Annotated in this window: 19 protein-coding genes; 8 read left to right on the top strand and 11 right to left on the bottom strand. The window is 66.1% G+C overall.

The genetic code is table 11. From position 1 onward, the window contains the following. Nucleotides 1-20: 20 nt before the first annotated feature. Nucleotides 21-578: an HNH endonuclease gene (locus ASD94_RS19580; protein ID WP_056646532.1), complete on the bottom strand. Its 558-nt coding sequence runs from the start codon at nucleotides 576-578 to the stop codon at nucleotides 21-23. 168 nt (nucleotides 579-746) lie between these two features. On the opposite strand from ASD94_RS19580, the gene ASD94_RS19585 reads away from it, so the two are divergent. The 4 genes from ASD94_RS19585 (at nucleotide 747) to ASD94_RS19600 (ending at nucleotide 7,186) form a co-directional block, all read left to right on the top strand. Beyond that, on the top strand, nucleotides 747-1,790 hold the full coding sequence (locus ASD94_RS19585) for a bifunctional riboflavin kinase/FAD synthetase (protein ID WP_056646534.1): 1,044 nt from the start codon (nucleotides 747-749) through the stop codon (nucleotides 1,788-1,790). A gap of 110 nt (nucleotides 1,791-1,900) precedes the next feature. Further along, complete coding sequence (gene ileS / locus ASD94_RS19590) at nucleotides 1,901-4,786, top strand: isoleucine--tRNA ligase (protein ID WP_056646537.1); 2,886 nt, start codon at nucleotides 1,901-1,903, stop codon at nucleotides 4,784-4,786. After that, nucleotides 4,786-5,298 (top strand): signal peptidase II, encoded by a 513-nt coding sequence (gene lspA, locus ASD94_RS19595; protein ID WP_056646539.1) that lies wholly within the window; start codon nucleotides 4,786-4,788, stop codon nucleotides 5,296-5,298. The genes ileS and lspA overlap by 1 nt, the downstream gene beginning before the upstream one ends. Before the next feature lie 232 nt (nucleotides 5,299-5,530). Next, the gene (locus tag ASD94_RS19600) at nucleotides 5,531-7,186 is read left to right on the top strand and encodes a Na/Pi cotransporter family protein (RefSeq protein ID WP_056646541.1); all 1,656 of its coding nucleotides are present in this window, start codon (nucleotides 5,531-5,533) and stop codon (nucleotides 7,184-7,186) included. Between the two features lie 69 nt (nucleotides 7,187-7,255). Here ASD94_RS19600 and ASD94_RS19605 read toward each other — a convergent pair whose 3' ends face one another. Then, the gene (locus ASD94_RS19605) at nucleotides 7,256-8,236 is read right to left on the bottom strand and encodes a bile acid:sodium symporter family protein (protein WP_056646543.1); all 981 of its coding nucleotides are present in this window, start codon (nucleotides 8,234-8,236) and stop codon (nucleotides 7,256-7,258) included. Nucleotides 8,237-8,366: 130 nt separating this feature from the next. Here ASD94_RS19605 and ASD94_RS19610 point away from each other — a divergent pair, with 130 nt between their 5' ends. Then, complete coding sequence (locus ASD94_RS19610; RefSeq protein WP_056646544.1) at nucleotides 8,367-9,287, top strand: LysR family transcriptional regulator; 921 nt, start codon at nucleotides 8,367-8,369, stop codon at nucleotides 9,285-9,287. A gap of 91 nt (nucleotides 9,288-9,378) precedes the next feature. On the opposite strand, the gene ASD94_RS19615 is transcribed toward ASD94_RS19610, so the two are convergent. Both ASD94_RS19615 and ASD94_RS19620 read right to left on the bottom strand, forming a co-directional pair. Then, nucleotides 9,379-10,212 (bottom strand): DUF4743 domain-containing protein, encoded by an 834-nt coding sequence (locus ASD94_RS19615; RefSeq protein WP_056646546.1) that lies wholly within the window; start codon nucleotides 10,210-10,212, stop codon nucleotides 9,379-9,381. Then, on the bottom strand, nucleotides 10,209-11,192 hold the full coding sequence (locus ASD94_RS19620) for a quinone oxidoreductase (RefSeq protein ID WP_056646548.1): 984 nt from the start codon (nucleotides 11,190-11,192) through the stop codon (nucleotides 10,209-10,211). The genes ASD94_RS19615 and ASD94_RS19620 overlap by 4 nt, the downstream gene beginning before the upstream one ends. A 161-nt stretch (nucleotides 11,193-11,353) precedes the next feature. Between ASD94_RS19620 and ASD94_RS19625 the strand changes: the two genes are divergently transcribed. Then, nucleotides 11,354-12,253: a DMT family transporter gene (locus ASD94_RS19625; protein ID WP_056646550.1), complete on the top strand. Its 900-nt coding sequence runs from the start codon at nucleotides 11,354-11,356 to the stop codon at nucleotides 12,251-12,253. A 95-nt stretch (nucleotides 12,254-12,348) separates the two neighbouring features. Here ASD94_RS19625 and ASD94_RS19630 read toward each other — a convergent pair whose 3' ends face one another. The 3 genes from ASD94_RS19630 to ASD94_RS19640 all read right to left on the bottom strand — a co-directional run bounded on the left by ASD94_RS19630 (nucleotide 12,349) and on the right by ASD94_RS19640 (nucleotide 17,113). Continuing rightward, nucleotides 12,349-15,018: an EAL domain-containing protein gene (locus ASD94_RS19630; protein ID WP_056646552.1), complete on the bottom strand. Its 2,670-nt coding sequence runs from the start codon at nucleotides 15,016-15,018 to the stop codon at nucleotides 12,349-12,351. Then, nucleotides 15,015-16,130, bottom strand: coding sequence for a TRAP transporter substrate-binding protein (locus ASD94_RS19635; protein ID WP_056646554.1), 1,116 nt, complete (start codon nucleotides 16,128-16,130; stop codon nucleotides 15,015-15,017). The genes ASD94_RS19630 and ASD94_RS19635 overlap by 4 nt, the downstream gene beginning before the upstream one ends. Nucleotides 16,131-16,282: 152 nt before the next feature. Continuing rightward, the gene (locus tag ASD94_RS19640; protein WP_056646556.1) at nucleotides 16,283-17,113 is read right to left on the bottom strand and encodes an SDR family oxidoreductase; all 831 of its coding nucleotides are present in this window, start codon (nucleotides 17,111-17,113) and stop codon (nucleotides 16,283-16,285) included. A gap of 114 nt (nucleotides 17,114-17,227) precedes the next feature. Between ASD94_RS19640 and ASD94_RS19645 the strand changes: the two genes are divergently transcribed. Continuing rightward, nucleotides 17,228-17,803: an SH3 domain-containing protein gene (locus ASD94_RS19645; protein ID WP_235510712.1), complete on the top strand. Its 576-nt coding sequence runs from the start codon at nucleotides 17,228-17,230 to the stop codon at nucleotides 17,801-17,803. 12 nt (nucleotides 17,804-17,815) lie between these two features. Beyond that, a complete protein-coding gene (locus ASD94_RS19650; RefSeq protein ID WP_056646560.1) occupies nucleotides 17,816-18,853 on the top strand; it encodes a M48 family metalloprotease in 1,038 nt (345 codons plus the stop codon). 102 nt (nucleotides 18,854-18,955) lie between these two features. Here ASD94_RS19650 and ASD94_RS19655 read toward each other — a convergent pair whose 3' ends face one another. The 4 genes from ASD94_RS19655 to ASD94_RS19670 all read right to left on the bottom strand — a co-directional run bounded on the left by ASD94_RS19655 (nucleotide 18,956) and on the right by ASD94_RS19670 (nucleotide 23,478). After that, the gene (locus ASD94_RS19655; protein ID WP_056646561.1) at nucleotides 18,956-19,855 is read right to left on the bottom strand and encodes a DMT family transporter; all 900 of its coding nucleotides are present in this window, start codon (nucleotides 19,853-19,855) and stop codon (nucleotides 18,956-18,958) included. A gap of 190 nt (nucleotides 19,856-20,045) precedes the next feature. Then, the gene (locus ASD94_RS19660; RefSeq protein ID WP_056646564.1) at nucleotides 20,046-21,344 is read right to left on the bottom strand and encodes a DUF3422 family protein; all 1,299 of its coding nucleotides are present in this window, start codon (nucleotides 21,342-21,344) and stop codon (nucleotides 20,046-20,048) included. A gap of 118 nt (nucleotides 21,345-21,462) precedes the next feature. Continuing rightward, complete coding sequence (locus ASD94_RS19665) at nucleotides 21,463-22,974, bottom strand: tripartite tricarboxylate transporter permease (RefSeq protein WP_056646566.1); 1,512 nt, start codon at nucleotides 22,972-22,974, stop codon at nucleotides 21,463-21,465. A 15-nt stretch (nucleotides 22,975-22,989) separates the two neighbouring features. Beyond that, complete coding sequence (locus ASD94_RS19670) at nucleotides 22,990-23,478, bottom strand: tripartite tricarboxylate transporter TctB family protein (RefSeq protein WP_056646567.1); 489 nt, start codon at nucleotides 23,476-23,478, stop codon at nucleotides 22,990-22,992. Nucleotides 23,479-23,620 lie beyond the last annotated feature (142 nt).

Genomic DNA, 23,620 nt, shown 5'->3' on the forward strand with positions numbered 1-23,620 from the left:
GGGCGGTGTGGACCCAAGCGTTACGCCAACAAGCGTGACGACTTCGGCACGTGGGCCATCAAGAAGTCCATTTGGTCCGCCAGGATGCGCCGGTTACGCAAAATGAAGTCTTCCCACAGGCTGGGCACGTAGGGCGTGTAGAGCAGCGGCATGTGCGCCTGCTCGGGCGTGCGGGGCCCTTTGCGGTGGTTGCAAGGGCGGCAGGCGGTGACCACGTTCATCCAGTGGTCCTGGCCGTTGCGGGCAAAAGGCACGATGTGCTCGCGTGTCAGGTCCTCTTCGTGAAAATGCCCACCGCAATAAGCGCACACATTGCGGTCGCGCGCAAAAAGCTTGCCGTTGGTCAGGCTGGGCTTGAGGTCGAACGGGTTGATGCTGGGTACGCCCTTGGTGCCAATGATGCTGTTGATGGCGATCACCGATTGCTCACCCGTGATGGCGTTGTGCCCACCCCGGAACCTGGCGATCTGGGCGCCGGACTCCCAGCGCACCTCACCAGCGGCATAGTGAATCACCGCCTGTTCGAGTGAAATCCACGATTGGGGCAGCCCCTGGGCTGACAGCTTCAAGACCTTCAAAACACGCCTCCTGGAACACAAAGTACACAAGGATTCGGAACGCAGATGTCTCGCGGGCAGCCCTGCGCGGGGCCAGCCGTGGGTCACAATATACTCCGTTTTCATGACAAATTGGCGTCCTGCGCTTGATGGACATGCGCATGCTGCTATCAAAAAGATAACAAACCGATGAAGATCTTTCGCGGATTCCACCACCCTGGCATCGCCGATGCCTGTGCGCTGACCATCGGTAACTTCGACGGCGTGCACCGTGGCCACCAGGCGATGCTGGCCCTTTTGAACAGCGAGGCAGCACACCGGAGGGTGGACAGTTGTGTGCTCACTTTCGAGCCCCACCCGCGCGACTACTTTGCTGGCGCTCACCACAAGCCCGAACTGGCCCCGGCCCGTATCGGCACCCTGCGGGACAAGCTCACCGAGCTGGAGCGCTGCGGGGTGCAGCAGACCGTGGTGCTGCCGTTTGATGCGCGACTGGCGGCCCAGTCACCCGAGGCATTCATCGACGAGGTGCTGGTACGCGGCCTGGGCGCGCGCTACGTGCTGGTGGGCGATGATTTCCGCTTCGGGCGCCAGCGCGCAGGCGACTACGCCATGCTCGATGCGTCGGGGCAAGCCCAAGGCTTTGACGTGGCGCGCATGAACAGCTACGAGGTGCATGGCCTGCGTGTCTCCAGCTCCGCCGTGCGCCAGGCCCTGAGCGCTGGCGACATGGAATCTGCCGCGCGGCTGCTGGGACGGCCCTACACCATCAGCGGCCATGTGGTACACGGCCGAAAGCTGGGACGCGAGCTGGGCGCCACCGCCGAGGGAGCCGGGGACGGCTTTCGCACGCTGAACCTGCGATTTGCCCACTGGAAGCCCGCCGCCAGCGGCATCTTCGCCGTGCTGGTGCATGGCCTTGCGGCCGAGCCCCTGCCAGGCGTGGCCAACCTGGGCGTGCGCCCCTCGCTGGACCCCCAGGACGTCAACGGTGGCCGCGTGCTGCTGGAAACCCATTGCCTGCAGTGGCCGGCCGGACTGGGCGCCGAAGGAGCGTACGGTAAAATCGTGCGGGTGGAACTGCTGCACAAACTGCACGACGAGCTGAAGTACGACGGTCTGGATGCCCTGACGGCGGGCATTGCCAAGGACTGTGCGGATGCCCGCGCCTACTTTGCGACGGCACCCAACCATACCGAGACCCGGCGCCAGACCACGCGCGACCGAATTTGAGGGAGCTGCCTGCGCAGCGCCTGCCCGGCAGGCACGACATCTCTCCACGCCACGCTCTTTCCCGTTTTGCTCCGGGCCTGCCCCGGAATGCCCCGTTTTAAGGCTCCCTCATGTCCGACAACGCCAGTACCACCGCTCCCTCCGCTCCGGATTACCGCAGCACGCTGAACCTGCCCGACACCCCCTTTCCGATGCGCGGCGACCTGCCCAAGCGCGAACCCGGCTGGGTCAAGGAATGGGAAGACCAAGGGATCTACAAGCGCTTGCGCGATGCCCGCCGGGGCGCGCCCAAGTTCATCCTGCACGACGGCCCGCCCTATGCCAACGGCCAGATCCACATGGGCCACGCGGTCAACAAGATCCTCAAGGACATGATCACCAAGGCGCGCCAGCTCGAAGGCTTTGATGCGCTGTACGTGCCGGGCTGGGACTGCCACGGCCTGCCGATCGAAAACGCCATCGAAAAGAAACACGGCCGCAACCTGAGCCGCGACGACATGCAGGCTAAGAGCCGCGCGTTTGCCACCGAACAGATCGCGCAGCAGATGGTGGACTTCAAGCGCCTGGGCGTGCTGGGCGAATGGGACAACCCTTACAAGACCATGAACCCCGCCAACGAGGCGGGCGAGATCCGCGCCTTCAAGCGCGTGATGGAGCGCGGCTTTGTATACCGTGGCCTCAAGCCCGTGTACTGGTGCTTTGACTGCGGCAGTTCGCTCGCCGAGTTCGAGATCGAATACCAGGACAAGAAGAGCACCACACTGGACGTGGCCTTCAAGTCGCACGACCCGGCCAAGCTGGCCTCCGCGTTTGGCTTGCCGTCGCTGACCAAGGACGCGTTCGTCGTCATCTGGACCACTACCGCCTGGACCATCCCCGCCAACCAGGCCCTGAACCTGAACCCCGAGATCACCTACGCACTGGTGGACGCGGGCGAACGTATCCTGCTCGTGGCCGAGCCGCTGGTGGCCTCGTGCCTGGAGCGCTACGGCCTCACCGGCAGCGTGCTGGCTACCACCCTGGGCAAGAACCTGGGCGGCCTGGAATTTGAGCACCCGCTGTACGATGTGGCCAGCGAAGACGGCAGCTTTGGCTACCGCCGCCTGTCGCCCGTGTACCTGGCCGACTACGCCACGGCCGACGACGGCACAGGTATCGTGCACTCGTCGCCCGCCTACGGCCTGGAAGACTTCAACTCCTGCCGCGCGCATGGCATGGCGCTCGACAAGATCCTGAACCCCGTGCAGGGCAACGGCACCTACGCGGCCGACTTTCCGCTGTTCGGCGGCCAGCACATCTGGAAGGCTGTGCCCGTCATCATCGAAGCCCTGCGCAACGCGGGCCGCCTGATGACCACCAAGGACATCACGCACAGCTACCCCCACTGCTGGCGCCACAAGACGCCCGTGATCTACCGCGCGGCGGCCCAGTGGTTCGTGCGCATGGACGAAGGCGAAGGCGTGTTCACCCTGCCCGGCATGAAGCCCGCCAAGACGCTGCGCCAGATCGCCCTCGATGCGATCGAGCACACCAGCTTCTACCCCGAGAACGGCAAGGCCCGCCTGCACGACATGATCGCCGGGCGGCCGGACTGGTGCATCTCGCGCCAGCGCAGCTGGGGCGTGCCCATCCCGTTCTTCCTGCACAAGGATTCGGGCGAGCTGCACCCGCGCACCATGGAAATCATGGACCAGGCCGCCGACATCGTCGAAAAGGGCGGCATCGAGGCCTGGAGCCGCGTGACCACCGAAGAAATCCTGGGTGCTGCCGACGCACCGCACTACACCAAGAGCACCGACATCCTGGAAGTGTGGTTCGACTCTGGCTCGACCTTCAGCCACGTGCTGCGCGGCACGCACCCCAGCGTGCACCACGACACCGGCCCCGAGGCCGATCTGTACCTGGAAGGCCATGACCAGCACCGCGGGTGGTTCCACAGCTCGCTGCTGCTGGCATCGGCCCTGGAAGGCCGTGCGCCCTATCGCGGCCTGCTGACCCACGGCTTCACCGTGGACAGCCAGGGCCGCAAGATGAGCAAGTCGCTGGGCAACGGCATCGACCCACAAGAGATCAACAAGAAGCTGGGCGCCGAGATCATCCGCCTGTGGGTGGCCGCGAGCGACTACTCGGGCGACATCGCGGGCGACGAGAAGATCCTGGCCCGCGTGGTGGACGCCTACCGCCGCATTCGCAACACGCTGCGGTTCCTGCTGGCCAACGTGAGTGACTTTGATCCGGCCAAGGACGCGGTGCCGTTTGACCAGATGCTGGAGATCGACCGCTACGCGCTCACGCGCGCGTCCGAGTTCCAGGCCGAGGTGCTCGCGCACTACAAGGTGTACGAGTTCCACCCCGTGGTCGCCAAACTGCAGCTGTACTGCTCGGAAGACCTGGGCGGCTTCTACCTGGACGTGCTCAAGGACCGCCTGTACACCACGGCGCCCAGGAGCCTGGCGCGTCGCAGCGCGCAGACGGCGCTCTACAACATCACGCACGCCATGCTGCGCTGGATGGCGCCGTTCCTGTCGTTCACGGCCGAAGAAGCCTGGAAAGTGTTCGGCAGCTCCGACTCGATCTTCCTGGAGACCTACGGCAACGTCGCGGGCGTGGGCGCCGGTGCCGACGAAGGCCTGCTGGCCAAGTGGTCGCGCATCCGCGAGATCCGCGATGCAGTGAACAAGGAGATCGAGGCCCTGCGTGCCGCCGGCCAGGTGGGCTCGTCGCTGCAGGCGACCGTGACCCTCACCGCTGCGCCCGAGGACCATGCGCTGCTGGCCAGTCTGGGTGAGGACCTGAAGTTCGTCTTCATCCTCTCCGCCATCGAACTGGTCGCTGGAAGCACCCTTCAGATCAGCGTCCAACCCAGCTCGGACGCCAAATGCGAGCGTTGCTGGCACTACCGGGCCGACGTGGGCAGCGATGCCGCGCACCCCACCATCTGCGGTCGTTGTACCAGCAACCTTTATGGCGACGGCGAAAGCCGGGCGCACGCGTGATGGCGCGCTCTACGCAAACCGGCCAGACCGGGCGCACCGGTGCGGGCATGTGGCCTTGGCTGGCATGGGCGGTGTTTCTGCTGGTGGCCGACCAGATCACCAAGACGCTGATCCTCAACCACTACCAGCTGGGCGACGCCACGTTCATCACCGGCTTCTTCAACATCGTGCGCGCCCACAACACCGGCGCAGCGTTCTCGTTCCTGTCGGACGCTGGCGGCTGGCAGCGCTGGCTGTTCACCGGCATTGGCGTGGCAGCCACGATCTTCATCGTGTGGCAGCTGCGTGCGCACCCGGGCCAGAAGCTGTTCAGCTTTGCGCTGTCCAGCATCCTCGGCGGAGCGGTGGGCAACGTGGTGGACCGGCTCATGCATGGTTACGTGGTGGACTTTTTGCAGTTCCACTACGCGGGCTGGTACTTCCCGTCGTTCAACCTGGCGGACTCAGCCATTACTGTCGGCGCTGCCTGCCTGATCCTGGATGAGCTGCTGAGGGTGCGGCGCGAGCGCTGAGGCCGCCCAGCCCTTCTCCTATCCCAACGGCCCGCTACACGCGGGCCGTGCCGTTTGGAGCGCCACAACGCACCCAGCGCCGACATGGGCATCTGCTCCGGCGCTATGGAATCAGGAGTATGCTTATGTGTCAGTTTTATGACAGCCCGGTGCGCGCGCTTCTTGCATTGGCCCCTGGGTCTGGTCATCGCAGGGTTTACGCCCATCACAAGAAGAAGAAACAACGGTTTTCATGAAGCATCTCCTCAATCTCCTGGCAGCCGTGGCGCTGCTGATCTGGGGCACCCACCTGGTGCGCACCGGCATCCTGCGCGTGTTCGGCGCCAACCTGCGCCAGCTGATTGCACACAGCGTCAGCAGCCGCTTCACCGCTGTGCTCTCTGGCATTGGCGTGACGGCGGTGGTGCAGTCCAGCACGGCCACCGCGCTCATCGTGTCGTCCTTTGTGGGACAGGGCCTGGTGGGCCTGCCTGCGGCGCTGGCCGTGATGCTGGGCGCCGACGTGGGCACCAGCGTGATGGCCGTGGTGTTCTCCATGGACCTGTCGTGGCTGTCGCCGCTGTTCATCTTTGTGGGCGTGGTGCTGTTCATCTCGCGCAAGGACACCGCCGTGGGCCGCGTAGGCCGCGTGTTGATCGGCCTGGGGCTGATGCTGCTGGCGCTGCGCCTCATCACCGAATCGACCACGGTGCTCACCCAGTCGCCCACCGTGCGCACGCTGCTGGGCGCGCTCACCAGCGACTTGCTGCTGGAGATCTTTACCGGCGCCATTCTGGCCATCGTGGCGTATTCCAGCCTTGCCACCGTGCTGCTCACGGCGGCGCTGGCGGGCTCGGGCGGTATTCCGGCCGATGTGGCGCTGGGGCTGGTGCTGGGCGCCAACCTGGGCAGCGGTGTGCTCGCCGTGTTGACCACCATGAAGTCCAACGTGCAGACGCGCCAGGTGCCCCTGGGCAACCTGTTCTTCAAGATCATTGGCGTGCTCATCATGACGCCCCTCACCGGCCTGTGGCTGCAGCACGTGCGGCCCTACGTGCCCGAGACCGCCGCCCTGGTGGTGCTGTTTCACCTGGCCTTCAACGTGGTGGTGGGCATTGTCTGCATTGGCCTGACAGGCACGGTGGCGCGTACGGTGCAGCGGCTGCTGCCCGCCGAAAAGACGCAGGCGGCTGCCGGCACCCGGCCCCAGCATCTGGACCCCTCCGCCCTGGCCACGCCGTCCCTCGCCATCTCGTGCGCCGCACGCGAAGCCCTGCACCAGGCCGACGTGGTCGAATCGATGCTGCTGGGCCTGCACAAGGTGATCCGGACCGATGACCTCAAGCTCGCCGAAGACCTACGCAAACTCGACGACGAGGTGGACGGCCTGTACTCGGCCATCAAGTACTACATGACCAAGATCTCGCGCGAGGCGCTGGACGAACGCGAGGGCCGCCGCTGGGCCGACATCATCAGCTTCACCATCAACATGGAGCAGATCGGCGACATCATCGAGCGCGTGCTGATCGACATCGAGGACAAGAAGATCAAGAAGGGCCGCCAGTTCTCTGAGGCGGGCATGGAAGAGATCAACGAGCTGCACGCCCGCCTGATCGACAACCTGCGGCTGGCGATGAGTGTGTTCTTGAACGGCAGCGTGCGCGACGCGCAAAAGTTGCTGGAAGAAAAAGCCCGGTTCCGGGATCTGGAACACGCCTATTCGGCCACCCACCTGGCACGCCTGTCGGACAACACGGTGCAGAGCATTGAGACCAGCTCGCTGCACATCGACCTGATCAGCGAACTCAAACGCATCAACTCGCTGCTGTGCTCGGTGGCCTACCCCATCCTGGAATCGGCCGGTGCCCTGGCGCCCAGCCGCCTGCGCACGCTCAACGAGCAGAGTTGAAGCCTTTTGGGCCGCAGGCGCATGTTCTTCATGCGCCTGCAGCTATACAAAAGATAGCATCCTAGTCGCCTACGCACCGCGCCGCGCATAGCGCTGCGCCAGCACCGCGCACACCATCAGCTGCATTTGGTGGAACACCATGATGGGCAGCACGATGGCGCCCACTGCGTGCGATGCAAACAGCACCTTGGCCATGGGCACGCCGCTGGCCAGGCTCTTCTTGGAGCCACAGAACACCAGGGTGATTTCGTCCTCCTTGGAGAACCCCATGCGCCGCGCGACCCAGGTGGTGGTCACCAGCGCCAAGGTCAGCAGCACGGCACACACGACCACCAGGCCCAGCAGCGCAGACGCTGGCAACTGCCGCCACAGCCCCTCGACCACCGCAGCGCTGAAGGCGGTGAACACCACCAGCAGGATGGAGCCCTGGTCCACCAGCTTGAGCGCTGCCGCCCGGCGCTGCACAAAACCGCCAATCCACGGACGCAGCAGGTGGCCTGCCACAAAGGGCACCAGCAACTGCAAGGTGATGCGGCCGATGTTGGCCAGCGTGTCATGTTGCGCAGCGCCCGCCTGCTGCTGCGCCTCGGGCAGCAGCAGCCCCACCAGCAACGGCGTGATCACGATGCCCAGCAGGGTCGATGCCGACGCACTGCAGATGGCCGCTGGCATGTTGCCGCGCGCCATGGCCGTGAACGCAATGGCCGACTGCACCGTGGCGGGCAGCACGCACAGGTACAGGATGCCGGTGTAAAGGCCGGGTGTGACCAGCGGCAGCAACACTGGCCGCAACGCCCAGCCCAGCAGCGGGAACAGCACAAACGTGGTACCCACCACCACCAGGTGCAGCCGCCAGTGCGAGAGCCCCGCCACGATGGCATCCCGCGAGAGCTTGGCCCCGTGCAGGAAGAACAGCAGCGCCACAGCCGCCACGGTGACGCCCTCCAGCGCCTGGGCCGCCACGCCCGAGGCGGGCAACACGCTGGCAAGGGTGACGGTGCCCAGCAAGGCCAGGGTGAAGTTGTCGGGGAGAAAACGGGAACGGGCCATGGGTGACAGCGCAGCGGCAGCGCAAAAAAATGCAGAAACGTGGGGCACACAAACCCCAAAGACACGCATTGGACTTTAGCCCGATTCCAAAGAGAAATGGATTTCTCTGATGGATTTATGATTCGAGCTCATGAATATCACCCTGCGCCAGCTGCATGTGTTTCAGTCGGTGGCTTCCACCCGCAACTTCAGCCGCACGGGCGATGCGGTGGGCCTGACCCAACCGGCCGTGAGCCGCTGCATCACCGAACTGGAAGCCCAGCTGGGCCTGAAGCTGCTCAACCGCACCACGCGCGAGGTGACGCTGACCGATGCCGGCCAGCGCCTGTCGGCCCGCCTGCCACGCGTGCTGGAGGAGCTGGAGAACACACTGCTGGACGTGCGGGAGCTGGCCACCCAGCGGCGCGGACGCGTGCGCGTGGCCAGCAGCCCCACGCTGTCGGCCAACCTCATGCCCGACTGCATCGCCGAATGCCAGCGCACCCTGCCCGGGCTGGAGCTGGTGCTGCTGGACCGCATCCAGAGCGCGGTGCTGGCCAGCGTGCTGTCGGGCGAAGTGGATTTCGGCGTGGTCATCGACCCCAGCGAGCGCGAGGCGCTGCATTGCGAGACCATCCTGACCGAACCCTTCTGCCTGGCCTGCCCACCCGGCCACCGGCTGGCGGGCAAACGCCAGGTGCGCTGGACCGACCTGCAGGGCGAAGCGCTGGTGCTGCTGGACCACGACTCCGGCAGCCGCCGCCTGATCGACCGCGCCCTGGCCGAGCACGGGGTGGCCTGCGCGGTGGCCCAGGAGGTGGGCCACCCCACCACCATCTTCCGCATGCTGGACGCGGGCCTGGGTATCTCGGTCATCCCCACCCTGGCCCTGCCGCCCGAAGGCCTGGCACGGCTGGCGGTGCGCCCCCTGGTGCCGCGCGTGGACCGCGAGATCATGCTGGTGCACCGTCGCCACCGTGCACTCTCGCCCGTGGCGCAGGCGGCCTGGGACCTGGTGAAAGCGGTGGCGGTACAGCGGGGCGCGCGGACGCTGGACAAGAAATTGGATTGAAAGCGGCCGCAAGCGCCGATTGAAAATGCCTTCTCAGCTATCGAATAGATAGCAAATCACCTCATACCAGGATGAGTGGCTGCCGCCCCGGCTAGGCCCCCAGAAACCCCGCAATCACCAGCCCGGCCTCCAGCGTGAACAGCCCGTGGGCCACGCGTTCGCGCACCACGTCCAGAGACAACAGGTCAAAGCGCTCGACCTCGCCGTCCTGGTTGTCGGGCTCCACGCCGTGGGGCACCTGGGCGCGGAACCAGTCGATGCGCTCGACCATGAAGCCCGCGCCGCCGCCCTCGCGGCTGGGGCGGCTGAACAGCACCCGCCCACCGTGCGCCACGTCGGCCAATGCATCGACCCGCAAACCGGCCTCTTCCCAGGTTTCGCGGGCCAGGGCCTGCGGCAGCGAGTCGGCGGCCGACACCATGCCGCCCATCAGCGTGTCCCACAGCCCGGGGTTGTTGGGTTTGGTCATGGAGCGCTTTTGCACCCACATGCGCCCGTCAGGCGCCACGCCCACCAGGTGCACGGCCCGGGTGGCCACGCCCAGCACGCGCACGGCACCGCGCTCCACCGTGCCGATGACCTCGCCCGCTGGGTTGGTCACCGCCAGCTGCTCGTCGCGCCAGGGGCCACACAGGCCCACATCGCGCAGCGCGGCGGCCAGGGTGTTGAGGGCATCCGTGGCGTCGGCGGGCGGTGCCTGCAAATGCCACGCAGAGCCCTCAGATTGCTCTGTTTCTGATAGCTGATAGCGCTTATCAAACAAGCGCTTCAGGCTGATCTGACTCAAAAACCCTGGTGCCACCGACCCCACCACCTGCCCTGCCACCACCAGCGGCTGGCGGGGCTGAGCCGGGGGCTGCTGCGCCGCACGGCGCGCACCCGCCAGCCACTGGTCGAAGGTGGGTGTCTGGGGGGCCGCGCTCACAGCGTGAGGATGGTGCAGCCGGTGGTCTTGCGTGCTTCCAGGTCGCGGTGCGCCTGCTGCACGTCGGCCAGCGGATAACGCTGGTCGATGTGGATCTTGACCTGCCCGCTGGCGACCACGGCAAACAGGTCATCGGCCATGGCCTGCGTGGCCTCGCGCGTGGCGATGTGGGTGAACAGGGTCTGGCGCGTGACGTAGAGCGACCCCTTGGCACCCAGGCTGCCCGGCGCAAACGGTGCCACCGGGCCCGAGGCGTTGCCAAAGCTGGCCATGAGACCGAAGGGGCGCAGGCATTCGAGCGACTTGTCCCAGGTGTCCTTGCCCACCGAGTCGTACACCACCTTCACACCCTTGCCACCGGTGATCTCCTTCACACGCGCGGCGAAGTCCTCGGTGCTGTAGTTGATCGCGTGCGCCGCACCGTTGGCCAGGGCCAGTTGGCACTTGGCATCCGAGCCCGCCGTGCCGATGAGCTGCAGGCCGAGCGCCTTGGCCCACTGACTGGCGATGAGGCCCACACCACCTGCGGCTGCATGGAACAGCACATGATCACCGGGCTGCAGGCCTTCCACGGGCCGGGTTTTCTTGAGCAGGTATTGCGCCGTGAGGCCCTTGAGCATCATGGCGGCCCCGGTCTCGAAGCTGATGGCATCGGGCAGTTTGCACACGCATTTGGCGGGCATCACACGCACTTCGCAGTAGGCGCCGGGCGGGTTGCTGGCGTAAGCAGCGCGGTCGCCCACCTTCAGGTGCGTGACGCCTTCGCCCACGGCCTCGATCACGCCGGCACCTTCCATGCCGATGGTGGCGGGCATGTTCAGCGGGTACAGGCCCGTGCGGTGGTACACGTCGATGAAATTGAGGCCAATGGCGTGGTGGCGGATGCGGACCTCGCCGGGGCCGGGCTCGCCCACGGTGACGTCAACGATGTGGAGTTCTTCGGGACCACCGTGCTGGCGGATCTGGACGGCAAGGCTCATGACTGACAGTCTCCAAAAAAAGGGGCGGGGGAAATCACAACGGCGGCCATCCTGCCACGAATTGCGCGCGGTTGCCGACGGCCTGTGCAGCACCGGTGCGTGCAGGGGCCTTCTGCCCCGAGCGCAGCAGGGCCCCGCCCGCACCGTTACAGTGCAGCCCCATGACTCAAAAAATCACACCCGGCACGGCCGTGCTGCTGGTGATTCCGCCCTTGCTGTGGGCTGGCAACGCGGTGGTGGGGCGGCTGGTCCATGAACTGATTCCCCCCATCACCCTGAACTTCATCCGCTGGGTGCTGGCCTTTGCCATCCTGCTGCCCCTGGCCCATGGCGTGCTCCGCGCCGACAGCCCGCTGTGGCCGCACTGGCGCCGCTACGCGCTGCTGGGCCTGCTGGGCATCGGGGCCTACAACGCGCTGCAGTACATGGCGCTGCAGACGTCCACACCCATCAACGTGACGCTGGTGGGGTCGAGCATGCCGGTATGGATGCTGGCCGTGGGGGCGCTGTTTTTCGGGGCCGCCGTGACCCGCCGCCAGGTGCTGGGCGCACTGCTGTCGATGTGCGGAGTGCTGCTGGTGCTCAGCCGGGGCGAGTGGTCGCAGCTGCTGACGTTCCGCCTGGTGCCGGGCGACCTGTTCATGCTGCTGGCCACCATCTCGTGGGCGTTCTACAGCTGGCTGCTGTCGCGCACCACCGAGCCCACCAGCATCCGGGGCGACTGGGCTGCGTTCTTGATGGCGCAGATGGTGTTTGGGCTGGCTTGGTCGGGCAGCTTTGCGGGGGCCGAATGGGCCAGCGGGCGCACGCACATCGCATGGGGCTGGCCGCTGGTCGCCGCGCTGGCGTTCATCGCCGTGGGGCCGGCAGTGCTGGCCTACCGGTTCTGGGGTGTGGGGGTGCAACGCGCGGGGCCGGCCTTGGCCAGCTTTTTCGTGAACCTCACGCCGCTGTTCGCGGGGCTGCTGTCGGCGGCTTTTCTGGGTGAAACACCCCAGGCGTTCCACGGTGTCGCGTTTGCATTGATCGTGGGCGGCATCGTGGTGTCGTCGCGGCGCTGACGGCGCCAATTTTCGACAAAACCGACAGTAGCGCCGGTATTCCCTATCTTAATTGCTATATAAAATATAGCAAACTGGGTACTTGGCTACTTGGCTCAACCCTGCACGGGTGCAGCGGCGGCGGACTCCATCAGCGCCTCCAACGCAGCCACCGGGGTGGGCCGCCCCAGCAGATAGCCCTGGAAGTACACGCAGCCGTGCCGGGCCAGGAAATCCTTTTGCGCCTCGGTTTCCACCCCTTCGGCAATCACATCCAGCTCCAGGTTGCGAGCCATGCCCAGGATGGTCTGCACGATCACATCGTCCGTGTGCCGCACGCCCAGGTTGTGCACAAAGGACTGGTCGATCTTGAGCTGGTCCAGCGGCAGCCGTGTGAGGTAGGCCAGCGATGAATAGCCGGTGCCGAAGTCGTCTACCGAGAAGCGCACCCCCTTGGTCTTGAGCAGGCCGATCTTGGCGATGGTGTCGTCCACATTGTCCAGCACCAGCGACTCGGTCAGTTCGAGCTTGAGCAAATGGGGCCGCGCCCCGGTCTCGCGCAGCACCTCCACCACGCGGGCCACGAAGTCGCGCTGGCGAAACTGCCGCGCACTCACGTTGACGGACACCTGCAGGTGCCGGTAGCGCTCGTCCCCCTGCCAGGCAGCCAGCTGCTCGCAGGCCGTGCGCAGCACCCAGTGCCCCATGGGCACGATGAGTTCGCTCTCTTCGGCCACGCCAATGAATTCGCCGGGCGCGACCAGCCCGCGCTCGGGGTGCTGCCAGCGGATCAGGGCCTCAGCGCCCACCACACGGCCGTCCAGGTGGAACTGGGGCTGGTAGTGCAGCACGAACTGCCGCGCCGTGAGCGCCATCTGCAGGTCGCTCTCCAGCTGCGCCCGCATGCTGATGACGATCTGCATCTGCGGGTCAAAAAAACACAGCGCGTTGCGCCCCTGCGACTTGACCTGGTACATCGCAATGTCGGCCTCCTTGAGCAGGTCCACCGACGATTGCAGCGAGCCGCCCATCAGCGTGGCGCCGATGCTGGGCGTGCTGTGGTGTGCGTTGCCGCCCAGGGTGTAGGGCACGTTGAGCTTGCGCAGGATCTTCTCGCCCACCCGCCGCGCCTGGGCCGCAGCCTCGTCGCGATGGACCGACAGGTCGCTGAGCATGACCACGAATTCGTCGCCCCCCAGCCGCGCCACCGTGTCCTCGCGCCGCACGCAGGTCTTCAGGCGCTGGGCCACCTGGCGCAGCAGCATGTCGCCCACTTCGTGGCCGCGCGTGTCGTTCAGGGTCTTGAAGTGGTCCAGGTCCAGGAACAGCAGGGCCCCGTACTGCCCGCTGCGCACGCTGGCAGCGATGGCCTGCTGCATGCGGTCCATCAGCAGGCGGCGGTTGGGCAGGTTGGTCAGCGGGTCGTAGAAGGCCAGGCTCTCGATCTCGGTGCTGGCCTTGCGCAGCGCGGTCACGTCGTGGTAGCTGATGACCAGCCCGCCATCGGGCGTGGCGCGTTCGGTGATCTGGATGGTGCTGCCGTTGGCGTAGGACTGCTCGCGTGGCTCGGGCTGGTGCTTTTGCCGCTGCAGGCGCTGGTTCACCCAGCGTTTGCGCTCGTCGCCCTGCAGGCCGGGCACATGGTGCTCCACCGTGGCCTCCAGCACCGTCCTGAACGGCACCAGCGGCTTCATCACGCCCCGCAGCCACGGGAGAATGGTCTCCAGCTGGAGGTTCCACTGCACCACGCGCTGCTGGTTGTCGAGCAGCAAGAAGCCGCTGACCATGGACTCCAGCGCCTGGTCCAGCGTGGCCTTGGACTGTGCAATCGCCAGGCGGGCCTGCGACATCCGGTCCACATACCGCAGTGCCAGCACCCCCGCGGCCAAGATCATGGCAATGAACAGCAAGGTGGTCAGCGCAATGGCGTCGCGCTGGTCGCGCCAGTTGGCCAGCGCCGCGCTCAGCGGAATGCTGGCCGCGATGCGCAGGTCCTGGTACAGGATGGGCCGGAACACCACGAGCGAAGGTTCGCCCGTCAGGCGTGCGGGTGCCTCCCAGGCCATGCCCTGGTTCGCCAGGTCACCAATGGGCGGCGCGAGGAGGGGCGCGGTCACGTCTTCGCGGTTGGGCACGCTGAGCAGCAGCAGCCCGTTGGCTCGCTCCAGCGTCACCTGCAGGCCATTGATGTCCACGCCCTGCACCAGCACCGAGCTGAGCACGGACACCGGCAGCTCGGCCACCACCACCACGCGCGAGCTGTCGGCCATGCGCAGGTGGCGCGCAAAGTACAGCACCCGCTCGGAGCTGGCAAAGCTCACCACCGGCGCGCTGACCATCAGCGTGGACACCGGTTGCTCCAGCACGGCCTCTAGAAAACCCGCGGGCAACTGCACCAGCAGGCCCCCGCCGGCCGGGTCGGACGATGCCAAGGTCTTGCCTGTGCCGTCGAGCACCGCCACGTAGCGCACCATGAGGTTCTGCCGGGCCGACCCACGCAGCCGCTGGCTGGCTGTTTCGGGGTCCACCCAAGAGGTCATGGCATGGGACAGGCCCAGCAGCTCATCCATGCTGGCCAGCAGCACATCCACCGCCAGCAGCGACCGGTTGAGGGCGGCTTCTGCTCCAGCGACGAAGCGCGTGGCCTGCGCCTCGCTGTCGGCCAGCGCGGCCTGGCGGGCGTTCCATGCCAGGGTGGCAGCCACCACCACCACAGCCGCCACAAACACTGCGGCGCCCGCCCAGACATAGGCCTTGATGCGCGAGGGTGCAGCGGACTCGGTCATTTCGCAGGCGCTGCCTGCAGACCACGCGCCGGCCCGATGGTCTGGTTCCAGACCTGTGCGCACCGGGCGCCGCAGCGCTGCACCCAGCGCGGCAACACGGTGGATTGAAGGATCTCCTGGCGGCTGCGCTCATCCTGGGAGGATGCGGACACCACGACCATGCTGCCCTTGGTGCCGGCGCTGCAGCTGGGCGCGCCCCGGTTGCAAGCCAGGCCGTCCGCGGTTTCGCGTTCGGATTCGGCCCAGATGGCGGCCTCCAGGCGGGGCAGCTCGCGCTTGAGCAGCGTACGCAGATCGGCCGGCAGCGCAGCCCAGGCGGCCTGGTTGGCACCGAACACGGCGAGCCCCCAGGTGACCGGCAGGGTGTGCACGTGGGTGGTGAGCGCGGGCAGGCCAAGCATGTTGCCCGACATGGTGCCGGTGATCGCACATTCGGTATTGCCCGCCGTCAAGCTCGGCACGATCTGCGCAAAGCTGGTCAGCACCGGCACCCCGCCCAGGGCCCCCACAAAATCGGCCTGGGTGGCCGACGACACACGCACGCGCCGGCCGGTCAGTTCGGCCAATGCACGCAGCGGCTTCTTGCAGAAAACCACTTGCGCGGGGTACACGTAGATGGCCAGCGCCTCGACGCCGTGTTGTTCGCGCAGCGCTTTTTCGAGATAGGGACGAAACGCAGCCAGCGTGGTCTTGAGGGTGGCGATATCGGGGTTCAGCCCGGCCAGGTCGGGCGCGGTGTATTCGGGGTATTGCGCGGTGAACGAACTCATGAGGGTCGTGCCAAAAGGCACCACGCCCAGTTGCAACAGCCGCAGCATTTCGGCACCGGGCACGCCCGCCCGGTCAAAGGGCACGATCTCGGCCTGGAAGCGCCCTGCACTCAGGCGCGCCAGCTCCTTGGTCCAGAAGGGCTCTTCCTGCCGGTTGTACTGGCTGATGCCCGCCAGCCCCCCCACGATGCGCAAGCGGTAAGGAACCGCCGCAGTGGCACCCGCGCCGGGCGTGTTGACCGGATCGGCAGCCTGCGCGGCACCCCATGCCCCCAGCGCCAGGCACAACAGTGCAGCGTGGCGTTTCAGGCGCAGCAGAAAGGGGGTGTGGGCAGGGTACATGGCGGCGGACAGTAGCGGGCGCTGGCCCGCAGTATTCCACCAATTATTCAGCGCGCCGGTAAAGCTGTCGGCAAAACACCACGGGTGCATCCCTGGCCTGCGGGGGCTCGGCGCCCGCGCAGCGCACAGCGCCGCGCCCAGCCCGGCCGGCGTCAGAACGTGCCAGGGTAGGCACCGCCGTCGGCCAGCACGTTCTGGCCGGTCATGTAGCCTGCCTGCAGGCTGCACAGGAAGGCGCAGATGGCGCCAAATTCTTCGGCCGTGCCATAGCGTCCCGCCGGAATCTGCGCCTGCTGGGCAGCACGCAAGTCCTCAACACTCTTGCCCACCTTGGTGGCCGCCGCAGTCACGGTGGCGGCCAGGCGGTCGGTGTCGAACTTGCCGGGCAGCAGGTTATTGATGGTCACCCCGCGCGCCGCAATCTTGCTGCGCGATACGCCCGCCACAAACCCCGTGAGACCGCTGCGCGCGCCGTTGGACAGGCCCAGGATATCGATGGGTGCCTTCACGGCGCTCGACGTGATGTTGACGATGCGGCCAAACCCACGGGCAGCCATGCCATCCACAGTGGCCTGGATCAACTCGATGGGAGTCAGCATGTTGGCGTCCACGGCCTTGATCCATGCATCGCGGTTCCAGTCGCGGAAGTCGCCGGTGGGAGGGCCGCCTGCGTTGGTGACCACGATGTCAAAGTCCCGCCCCGGGCCGCCCGCCACCGAGAACACCGCTGCGCGTCCCTCTGGGGTGGTGATGTCGGCCGCCACTGCCAGCACCTGCGGCTGGACGCCATTTTGGCCCCTAGTGCCGGTGTTGCTTGCACCGTCAGCTATCAAACGAGTAGCAGCCTGATGCAGCGCCTCTGCGTTGCGGGCGTTGATGACCACATTGACACCCTCTCGCACGAGCGCCTGCGCGCAGCCATAACCCAGCCCCTTGCTCGCGCCGCACACCAGCGCCCATTTGCCTGCAATACCCAAATCCATAACAATCTCCGGTTTCACGCTGCGAGCTGCAGCCACAACAAATCATAAGTGGAGAGATACAAAATGATCCGGCTGCACTGCAGAGCCCTGGCCCCTTGGCTGGCATCGGCCGCGATGGCCCTACTGCCACTGTTTGCCACCACCGCACAGGCGCAGGAAGCGGCCGTGATCAAACGCGCCACCCAGCTGCGCGACACCCCCGCAGAAAGCGGCGCCAGCGTGGCGCCCTTGGAGGCCAATGCCGTGGTCACGCGCACAAGCGAGCGCAAGGGCCCCTGGACCAAGGTCAGCACTGCGCAAGGCGCCACTGGCTGGGTTCACATGTTCGACCTCGGGCCCCAGTCGGGCTCCGCGCCCGCCACGGGCAATGCGGCCACCAGCGGCATGCGCGGCCTGGGCAGCCTGTTTGGTGGCAACAGCGGCTCCACCACCACGGCCACCTCTACCGTGGGTATCCGGGGTCTTGGCGCCGAAGACATCGCCAAGGCCCAACCCAACCCCGCAGCCGTGAGCCAGGCTGAGGGCCTGCGCGTCAATGCCGACCAGGCCCGCCAGTTCGCCAGCAATGCAGCTCTGCAGCCACGCAACGTGGCCCCGCTGGCCGAGCCGCCCCGCCCCTCCTCCAGTGGCGGATCGGGGGCAACAGGCTCGTCCAACAACCCCTCTGATCCCAATTTCAGCCCCAACTGAGCGAGAGTCGCCATGCGCCTGCCCCATTCCACCCCCCGCATCCGGCTGCTTGCAACAGCCTGCACCGCTCTGGCCCTGACCCTGCTGCCCAGCCAGGGGCAGAGTCAGGGGGTCATGAACCTGCTCAACGCCTTGGGGGGTGGCAGCACCACCAGCAGCACGGGCGGTGGTCTGCTGGGCGCCATCACCGGCGGGGGCGCTCCCGCAGGCCAGGGGGATGACCTCATCAGCATGCTCACCCGCTCGGTCGAGAGCATCGACGAGCCCCGCGAGATCGAGATAGGCCGCCAACTCTCGGCCGTGCTGCTGGGCAGCAAGCCGCTGCACCCGGACATGGCGCTGCAGCGGTACGTGAACCAGCTTGGGCGTTGGATCAGCCTGCAGTCACCACGCCCCAACCTGCCATGGACTTTTGTGGTGCTGGACGACCCGGGCTACAACGCCTTTGCGGCGCCGGGTGGTTATGTGTTCGTGACCAAGGGTCTGATCGACCGCTGCGCCGACGAGGCCGAGCTGGCGGGCATCCTGGCCCACGAAATCACCCATGTCACCGCCAAGCACCACCTGCTGGCCATTCGCAAGACGGCGCAGTCGGGCATGCTCACGCAGTTGGTGGCCTCGCAGATCAAGACCAGCGCCGTGGGCAACGTGGTGGCCTCGCAGTTCCTGGCACTGGGACGCAACCTGTATGCGCGTGGCCTGGACCAGACCGATGAGTACGATGCCGACCGCACGGGCGTGGCCCTGGCCACCCGCGCGGGGTTTGACCCCTACGGACTGGTGTCGGTGCTGCAGCACCTGCGCACCGCCACGCCCGACAACCCGGCCTTCACGCTGGCACTGGCCACGCACCCCCCTGCACAGGCACGCCTGGAGCAGCTGGAACTGGCCATGGGCAAAAACCTCGATGGCTTCACCGGGACGGCCCCCGTGACAGTCGCCCAGCGCATGAGTCCCAAGGCTGCCCCTGCAGCGGCGGCGGCTCCGTCTCCCGCAGCACCGCCAGAGGCGCCGGCCCGCAAGGCAGCACCCCGGAAAAAGACCTCGTAGAACACGCCAGGCGTCTGCCCCCGTCTGCTGGCGCACACGGCCACTGGGTGCATGGAGGCTCGTGGCCTGGCATGGGCCGCTATCGGGTGAGGGCGACGACGCTCAGGCCCTGCGCGCCATGCGGGTGAAGATGAAAATGCCTGCCATCACCAGCACCGTACCCGCTGCCACCCATACCGTGAAGGGTTCGCCCAAAATCCACACGCCCATGAGGATGGTGGACAACGGGCCCACCATGCCCGTCTGTGCGGCCATGCCCGCGCCAATGCGCTCAATGGCCATCATCACCATCAGCACGGGCGCTGCCGTGCAAAGGGTCGCATTGAGCACCGACAACCAGACCACCTCCGGGGCCACCACCGCAGCACTCAACGGGCGCAGCACCACAAACTGCAGCAGGCAGCACAGGCACGCCACTGTGGTCGCCAGCCCCACCAACCGCAGCGAACCGAGGCGCTGCACCATCTCGCCGCTGTAGACTAGGTAAATGGCATAGCTGACTGCGCTCAGAAACACCAGCAACGTACCCCAGGCGGCGTTGGCGCCCTGCAGGTTGGCCTCGTGCCCGAACACCAGCACCACCCCGCCGTAGCTCACCAGCATGCCTGCGGCCTGTGCCCAGCGGATGCCCCGCCCATACAGCAGCCAGCCCAGCAGCACGACGAGCGTGGGGTTGAGGTACAGGATGAGGCGCTCCAGGCTGGCGCTGATGTAGGCCAGCCCGGCAAAGTCCAGAAAACTCGCCAGGTAGTACCCGGTGACGCCCAGGCCCAGCACGCCCAGCCAGTCCTTGCGTGTGAGCGGTGGCTTGCCCCGGCTGGCCCACCATGCCATCACGGCAAAGATGGGCAGCGCAAACAGCATGCGGTACATGATGAGCGTGACCGCGTCCACCCCATGGCGGTAGGCCAGCTTGACGATGATGGCCTTGCCGCTGAATGCGATGGAGCCCAGGAATGCCAGCACAAGGCCGGAGGCAATGCTCTTTTTTTCAGTGGTCACGCTAGAGAGGGGCGCGAGGCGCCCGCGGTAGTGTCTGCCCACCCGGTACCGCCGGAAGGCTCGAACCAAGTGTGGCACGACAGGGCCGTCGCAGGCCATCGAACCTCTGCGCGGGCGCCCCCTTCATCAGCGATGGCAGCCGGGCTGAAGCCGCTCCTGTGCTGCCTGCCGAATCACCAGACGCACAACCTCAGTGGTGTTTGTGGAACACCCGCTGGTGCAGACGTCGCAACGACCACCAGACCCCGGCCGCAACCACCGGAATCGCCAGGGCTGCCGTGGTCTCAGCGGACAACGGCCACCCCAGCTTTTGCGCGCCCTTTGCCAGGTAGCTGACGAGCCCGACGATGTAATAGGTGATGGCCGCCACGGACAGCCCCTCCACCGTGGACTGCATTTGCAGCTGCAGGTCCTGCCGGTGGTTCATGGTCGTCAGCAACGCCTGGCTGCTTTGCTGCTGCTCGATCTCCACCCGGGTGCGCAACAGGTTGCTCATGCGCGACACGCGCTGCGACAGCGCATCCTGCCGCCGGGTGGCCCATTCGCAGGTGCTGCGCGCGGGGGTCAGGCGCCGGTCCATGAACTCCCGGATGGTCTGCATGCCCGCCAGGCGCGATTCGGCAACGTCCTGAATGCGCCGGTCCAGCAGTTCAAAGTAGGCGCTGCTGGCCGAAAAGCGCGAATGCGTGGCTGCGTATTGGCTTTCCACCTGCCCCGCCAGGCGCGTCAGCCGGTCGAGCAAGGCAGGTTCGTCGTCGCGGTTGGCCGTGCGAATGGCCTCTGCCAGTGCCGCCAGTTCTCGCTCGGCAAAGGCCAGTACGCTGGCGGCCTCGCGAGCGGCGGGCAGTCCCAGCAAAGCCGCCATGCGGTAGGTCTCGATCTCCAGCAGCCGCTGTACCAAGCGCCCCAGGCGCCTCGGCGTCATGCCCCCCGCCAGCAACACCATGCGCGAGAAACCGTCCGCATGGATCGCAAAGTCGGTGTACACCTCGCCATGCCCATCCGCCACGGTGGACGCCACCAGCGTGTCTTCGTGCAGCACATGCTTGACCAGAGAGCCCGAGCCGAAGGTGTGCGTGGGCAACACCCACAGGTTCAGGCTGCAAAGGCACTGGCCGGGCAAAGTCGCCAGCCAGTCGTGGGGCACAAAATCCACGGCGCTCGCGGGTTCGCGCTCGCCAAACGCCTCCACGGGCGTCGGGACCATGAAGGTCCAGGTGACGAACTCGGTGTGTAGCTCCCAGCGCAGGCGAAAAGCGCCCAAGTCCATCCGCAAGTGGGTGGTCTGTGCATCGGGCAGCGCCATGTGGTGGTCACGCAGCAGTGCGGTCACATGGGCCCGGCTGGCCTCGCGCCCGGCGGCATCGGCCAACATCACGATGTGGGCGATGGCCAGCGGGGCGTTCATCGCCTCCGGAGGGCGGGCGTGGATTTCGTTGTGCAGCATCACCCGGTGGGGGTGCTGCGTGGGGAGAAAGGGTGTGGACATGCGGACCTCTGCCCGCGATTGTGTACTGGCGACGGCAGTGCCATGTGGACGCCACTGCCCAAAAAACAACGGCACCCGAAGGTGCCGTTGGTCAGGGTGGAAAAACAGCCGGAGCCGATCAGTCTTCCACGAACGCCTCTTCGCGCTTGCTCTTCACGGCGGGCAACAGCACGATGACGAGCAACAGGGCTGCAGCCGCCAGCAGGCCTGCCGACAGCGGACGCGTGACGAACACGCTCCAGTCGCCACGCGACAGCAGCAGCGCACGGCGCAGGTTTTCTTCCATCATCGGCCCCAGGATGAAGCCCAGAAGCAGAGGCGCAGGTTCGGTACCCAGCTTGTGGAAGATGTAGCCAATCAGGCCGAACGCGCCCACCATCCAGATGTCGAAGGTGTTGTTGTTGGTGGAATACACACCCACCGCGCAGAACAGCACGATGGACGGATACAGCCAGCGGTAAGGCACGGTGAGCAGCTTGATCCAGATGCCGATCAGCGGCAGGTTCAGGATCACCAGCATCGCATTGCCGATCCACATCGAGGCGATCAGGCCCCAGAACAGTTCGGGGTTGCTGGTCATCACCTGGGGACCAGGCTGGATGTTGTGGATGGTCATGGCACCCACCATCAGCGCCATCACGGCGTTGGGGGGAATGCCCAGCGTCAGCAGCGGGATGAACGAAGTCTGCGAACCGGCATTGTTGGCCGACTCAGGCGACGCCACGCCACGGATGTTGCCCTGGCCGAAAGGCACTTCGCCAGGCTGCAGCTTGGTCTTCTTCTCGACCGTGTAGGCCGCGAACGCTGCCAGCAGTGCACCGCCACCGGGCAGGATGCCGAGGGCAGAACCCAGGGCCGTGCCGCGCAGCACCGCAGGGATCATGCGCTTGAAGTCTTCCTTGGTGGGGAACAGCCCCTGCACCTTGGCAGTGAACACCTCGCGGTCTTCGTCAGGGCGCGACAGGTTGGCAATGATTTCACCGTAGCCGAACACACCCATGGCGATGGTCACGAAGCCAATGCCGTCGGTCAGTTCGGGGATGTCGAAGCTGAAACGGGCCACACCCGAGTTCACGTCCGTACCCACCAAGCCCATCAGCAGACCCAGCACGATCATGGCCACCGCCTTGAGCAGCGAACCCGAGGCCAGCACCACGGCACCGATCAGGCCCAGCACCATCAGAGAGAAGTATTCAGCAGGGCCGAACTTGAAGGCCACTTCGGTCAACGGAGGTGCAAAGGCCGCCAGGATCAGCGTACCCACGCAGCCGGCGAAGAACGACCCCAGGCCGGCAGCCGCCAGCGCAGGCCCCGCTCGCCCCTTGCGCGCCATCTGGTAGCCGTCAATCACGGTCACCACCGACGAGGACTCGCCCGGCAGGTTCACCAGAATGGCGGTGGTCGAGCCACCGTACTGGGCACCGTAATAGATACCGGCCAGCATGATCAGCGCAGCCACAGGGGGCAGCGCGTACGTGGCGGGCAGCAGCATGGCGATGGTCGCCACCGGGCCGATGCCGGGCAGCACGCCAATCAGCGTGCCGAGCAAGCAGCCCACAAAGCAGTAAATCAGGTTCTGGAAGGTGAAAGCAACACCAAAACCCAACGACAAGTTGTTAATCAAATCCATGGTCGGTGCTCCTGCTTAACCTGCGATGAAACTCGGCCACACAGGGAACTGCAGCTTGAGCGCCCACACGAAGGCCACGTAGCTGCCGGCGGCAAGTACGGTGGCCAGTACGAATACAGCCTTGGCATTGAACTCATTGCCAGCCAGGCTGGAGATGAAGGTCAGTGCGTAGATGCCCACGATGAGCCCCATCGCCGGGATACCCAGGCTTGGCAGGCCGCCCAGCAGAATGCCGAAGGCGAAGTTGGCGGCGAGGATGAAGAACAGGGGCTTCCAGGCCCATTTGCCGATCTTGTCGCCATCGGCCGTTTCCACGGTCATTGCCTTGAAGGTGATCACACTGCCGATGACGGCGAGCAAGATCCCCAGCAACAGCGGGAAGTAGCCGGGCCCCATGCGCGCACCCGACCCTACGTTGTAGGTGGTGGCACCCCACGCAAATGCGATACCGACGCCCATGAACATGAGCCCGGACGCAAAGTCTTTGTTACTCTTGATTTTCACGAATTGTCTCCTTGACGGAATTCTCGACTGCGCGATTGTGCTGGCTAGGCGGGGGCAGCGCGATGTGGATTCCACCTACATCCGGTAACGCCCCGCCCCGCCTGGCTGCGGTGCACGCCACCCAGAAGACCGTCTCAGAAAC

Origin of the sequence: Acidovorax sp. Root70 (assembly GCF_001428225.1) — a bacterium.
GTDB lineage: Bacteria > Pseudomonadota > Gammaproteobacteria > Burkholderiales > Burkholderiaceae_C > Acidovorax.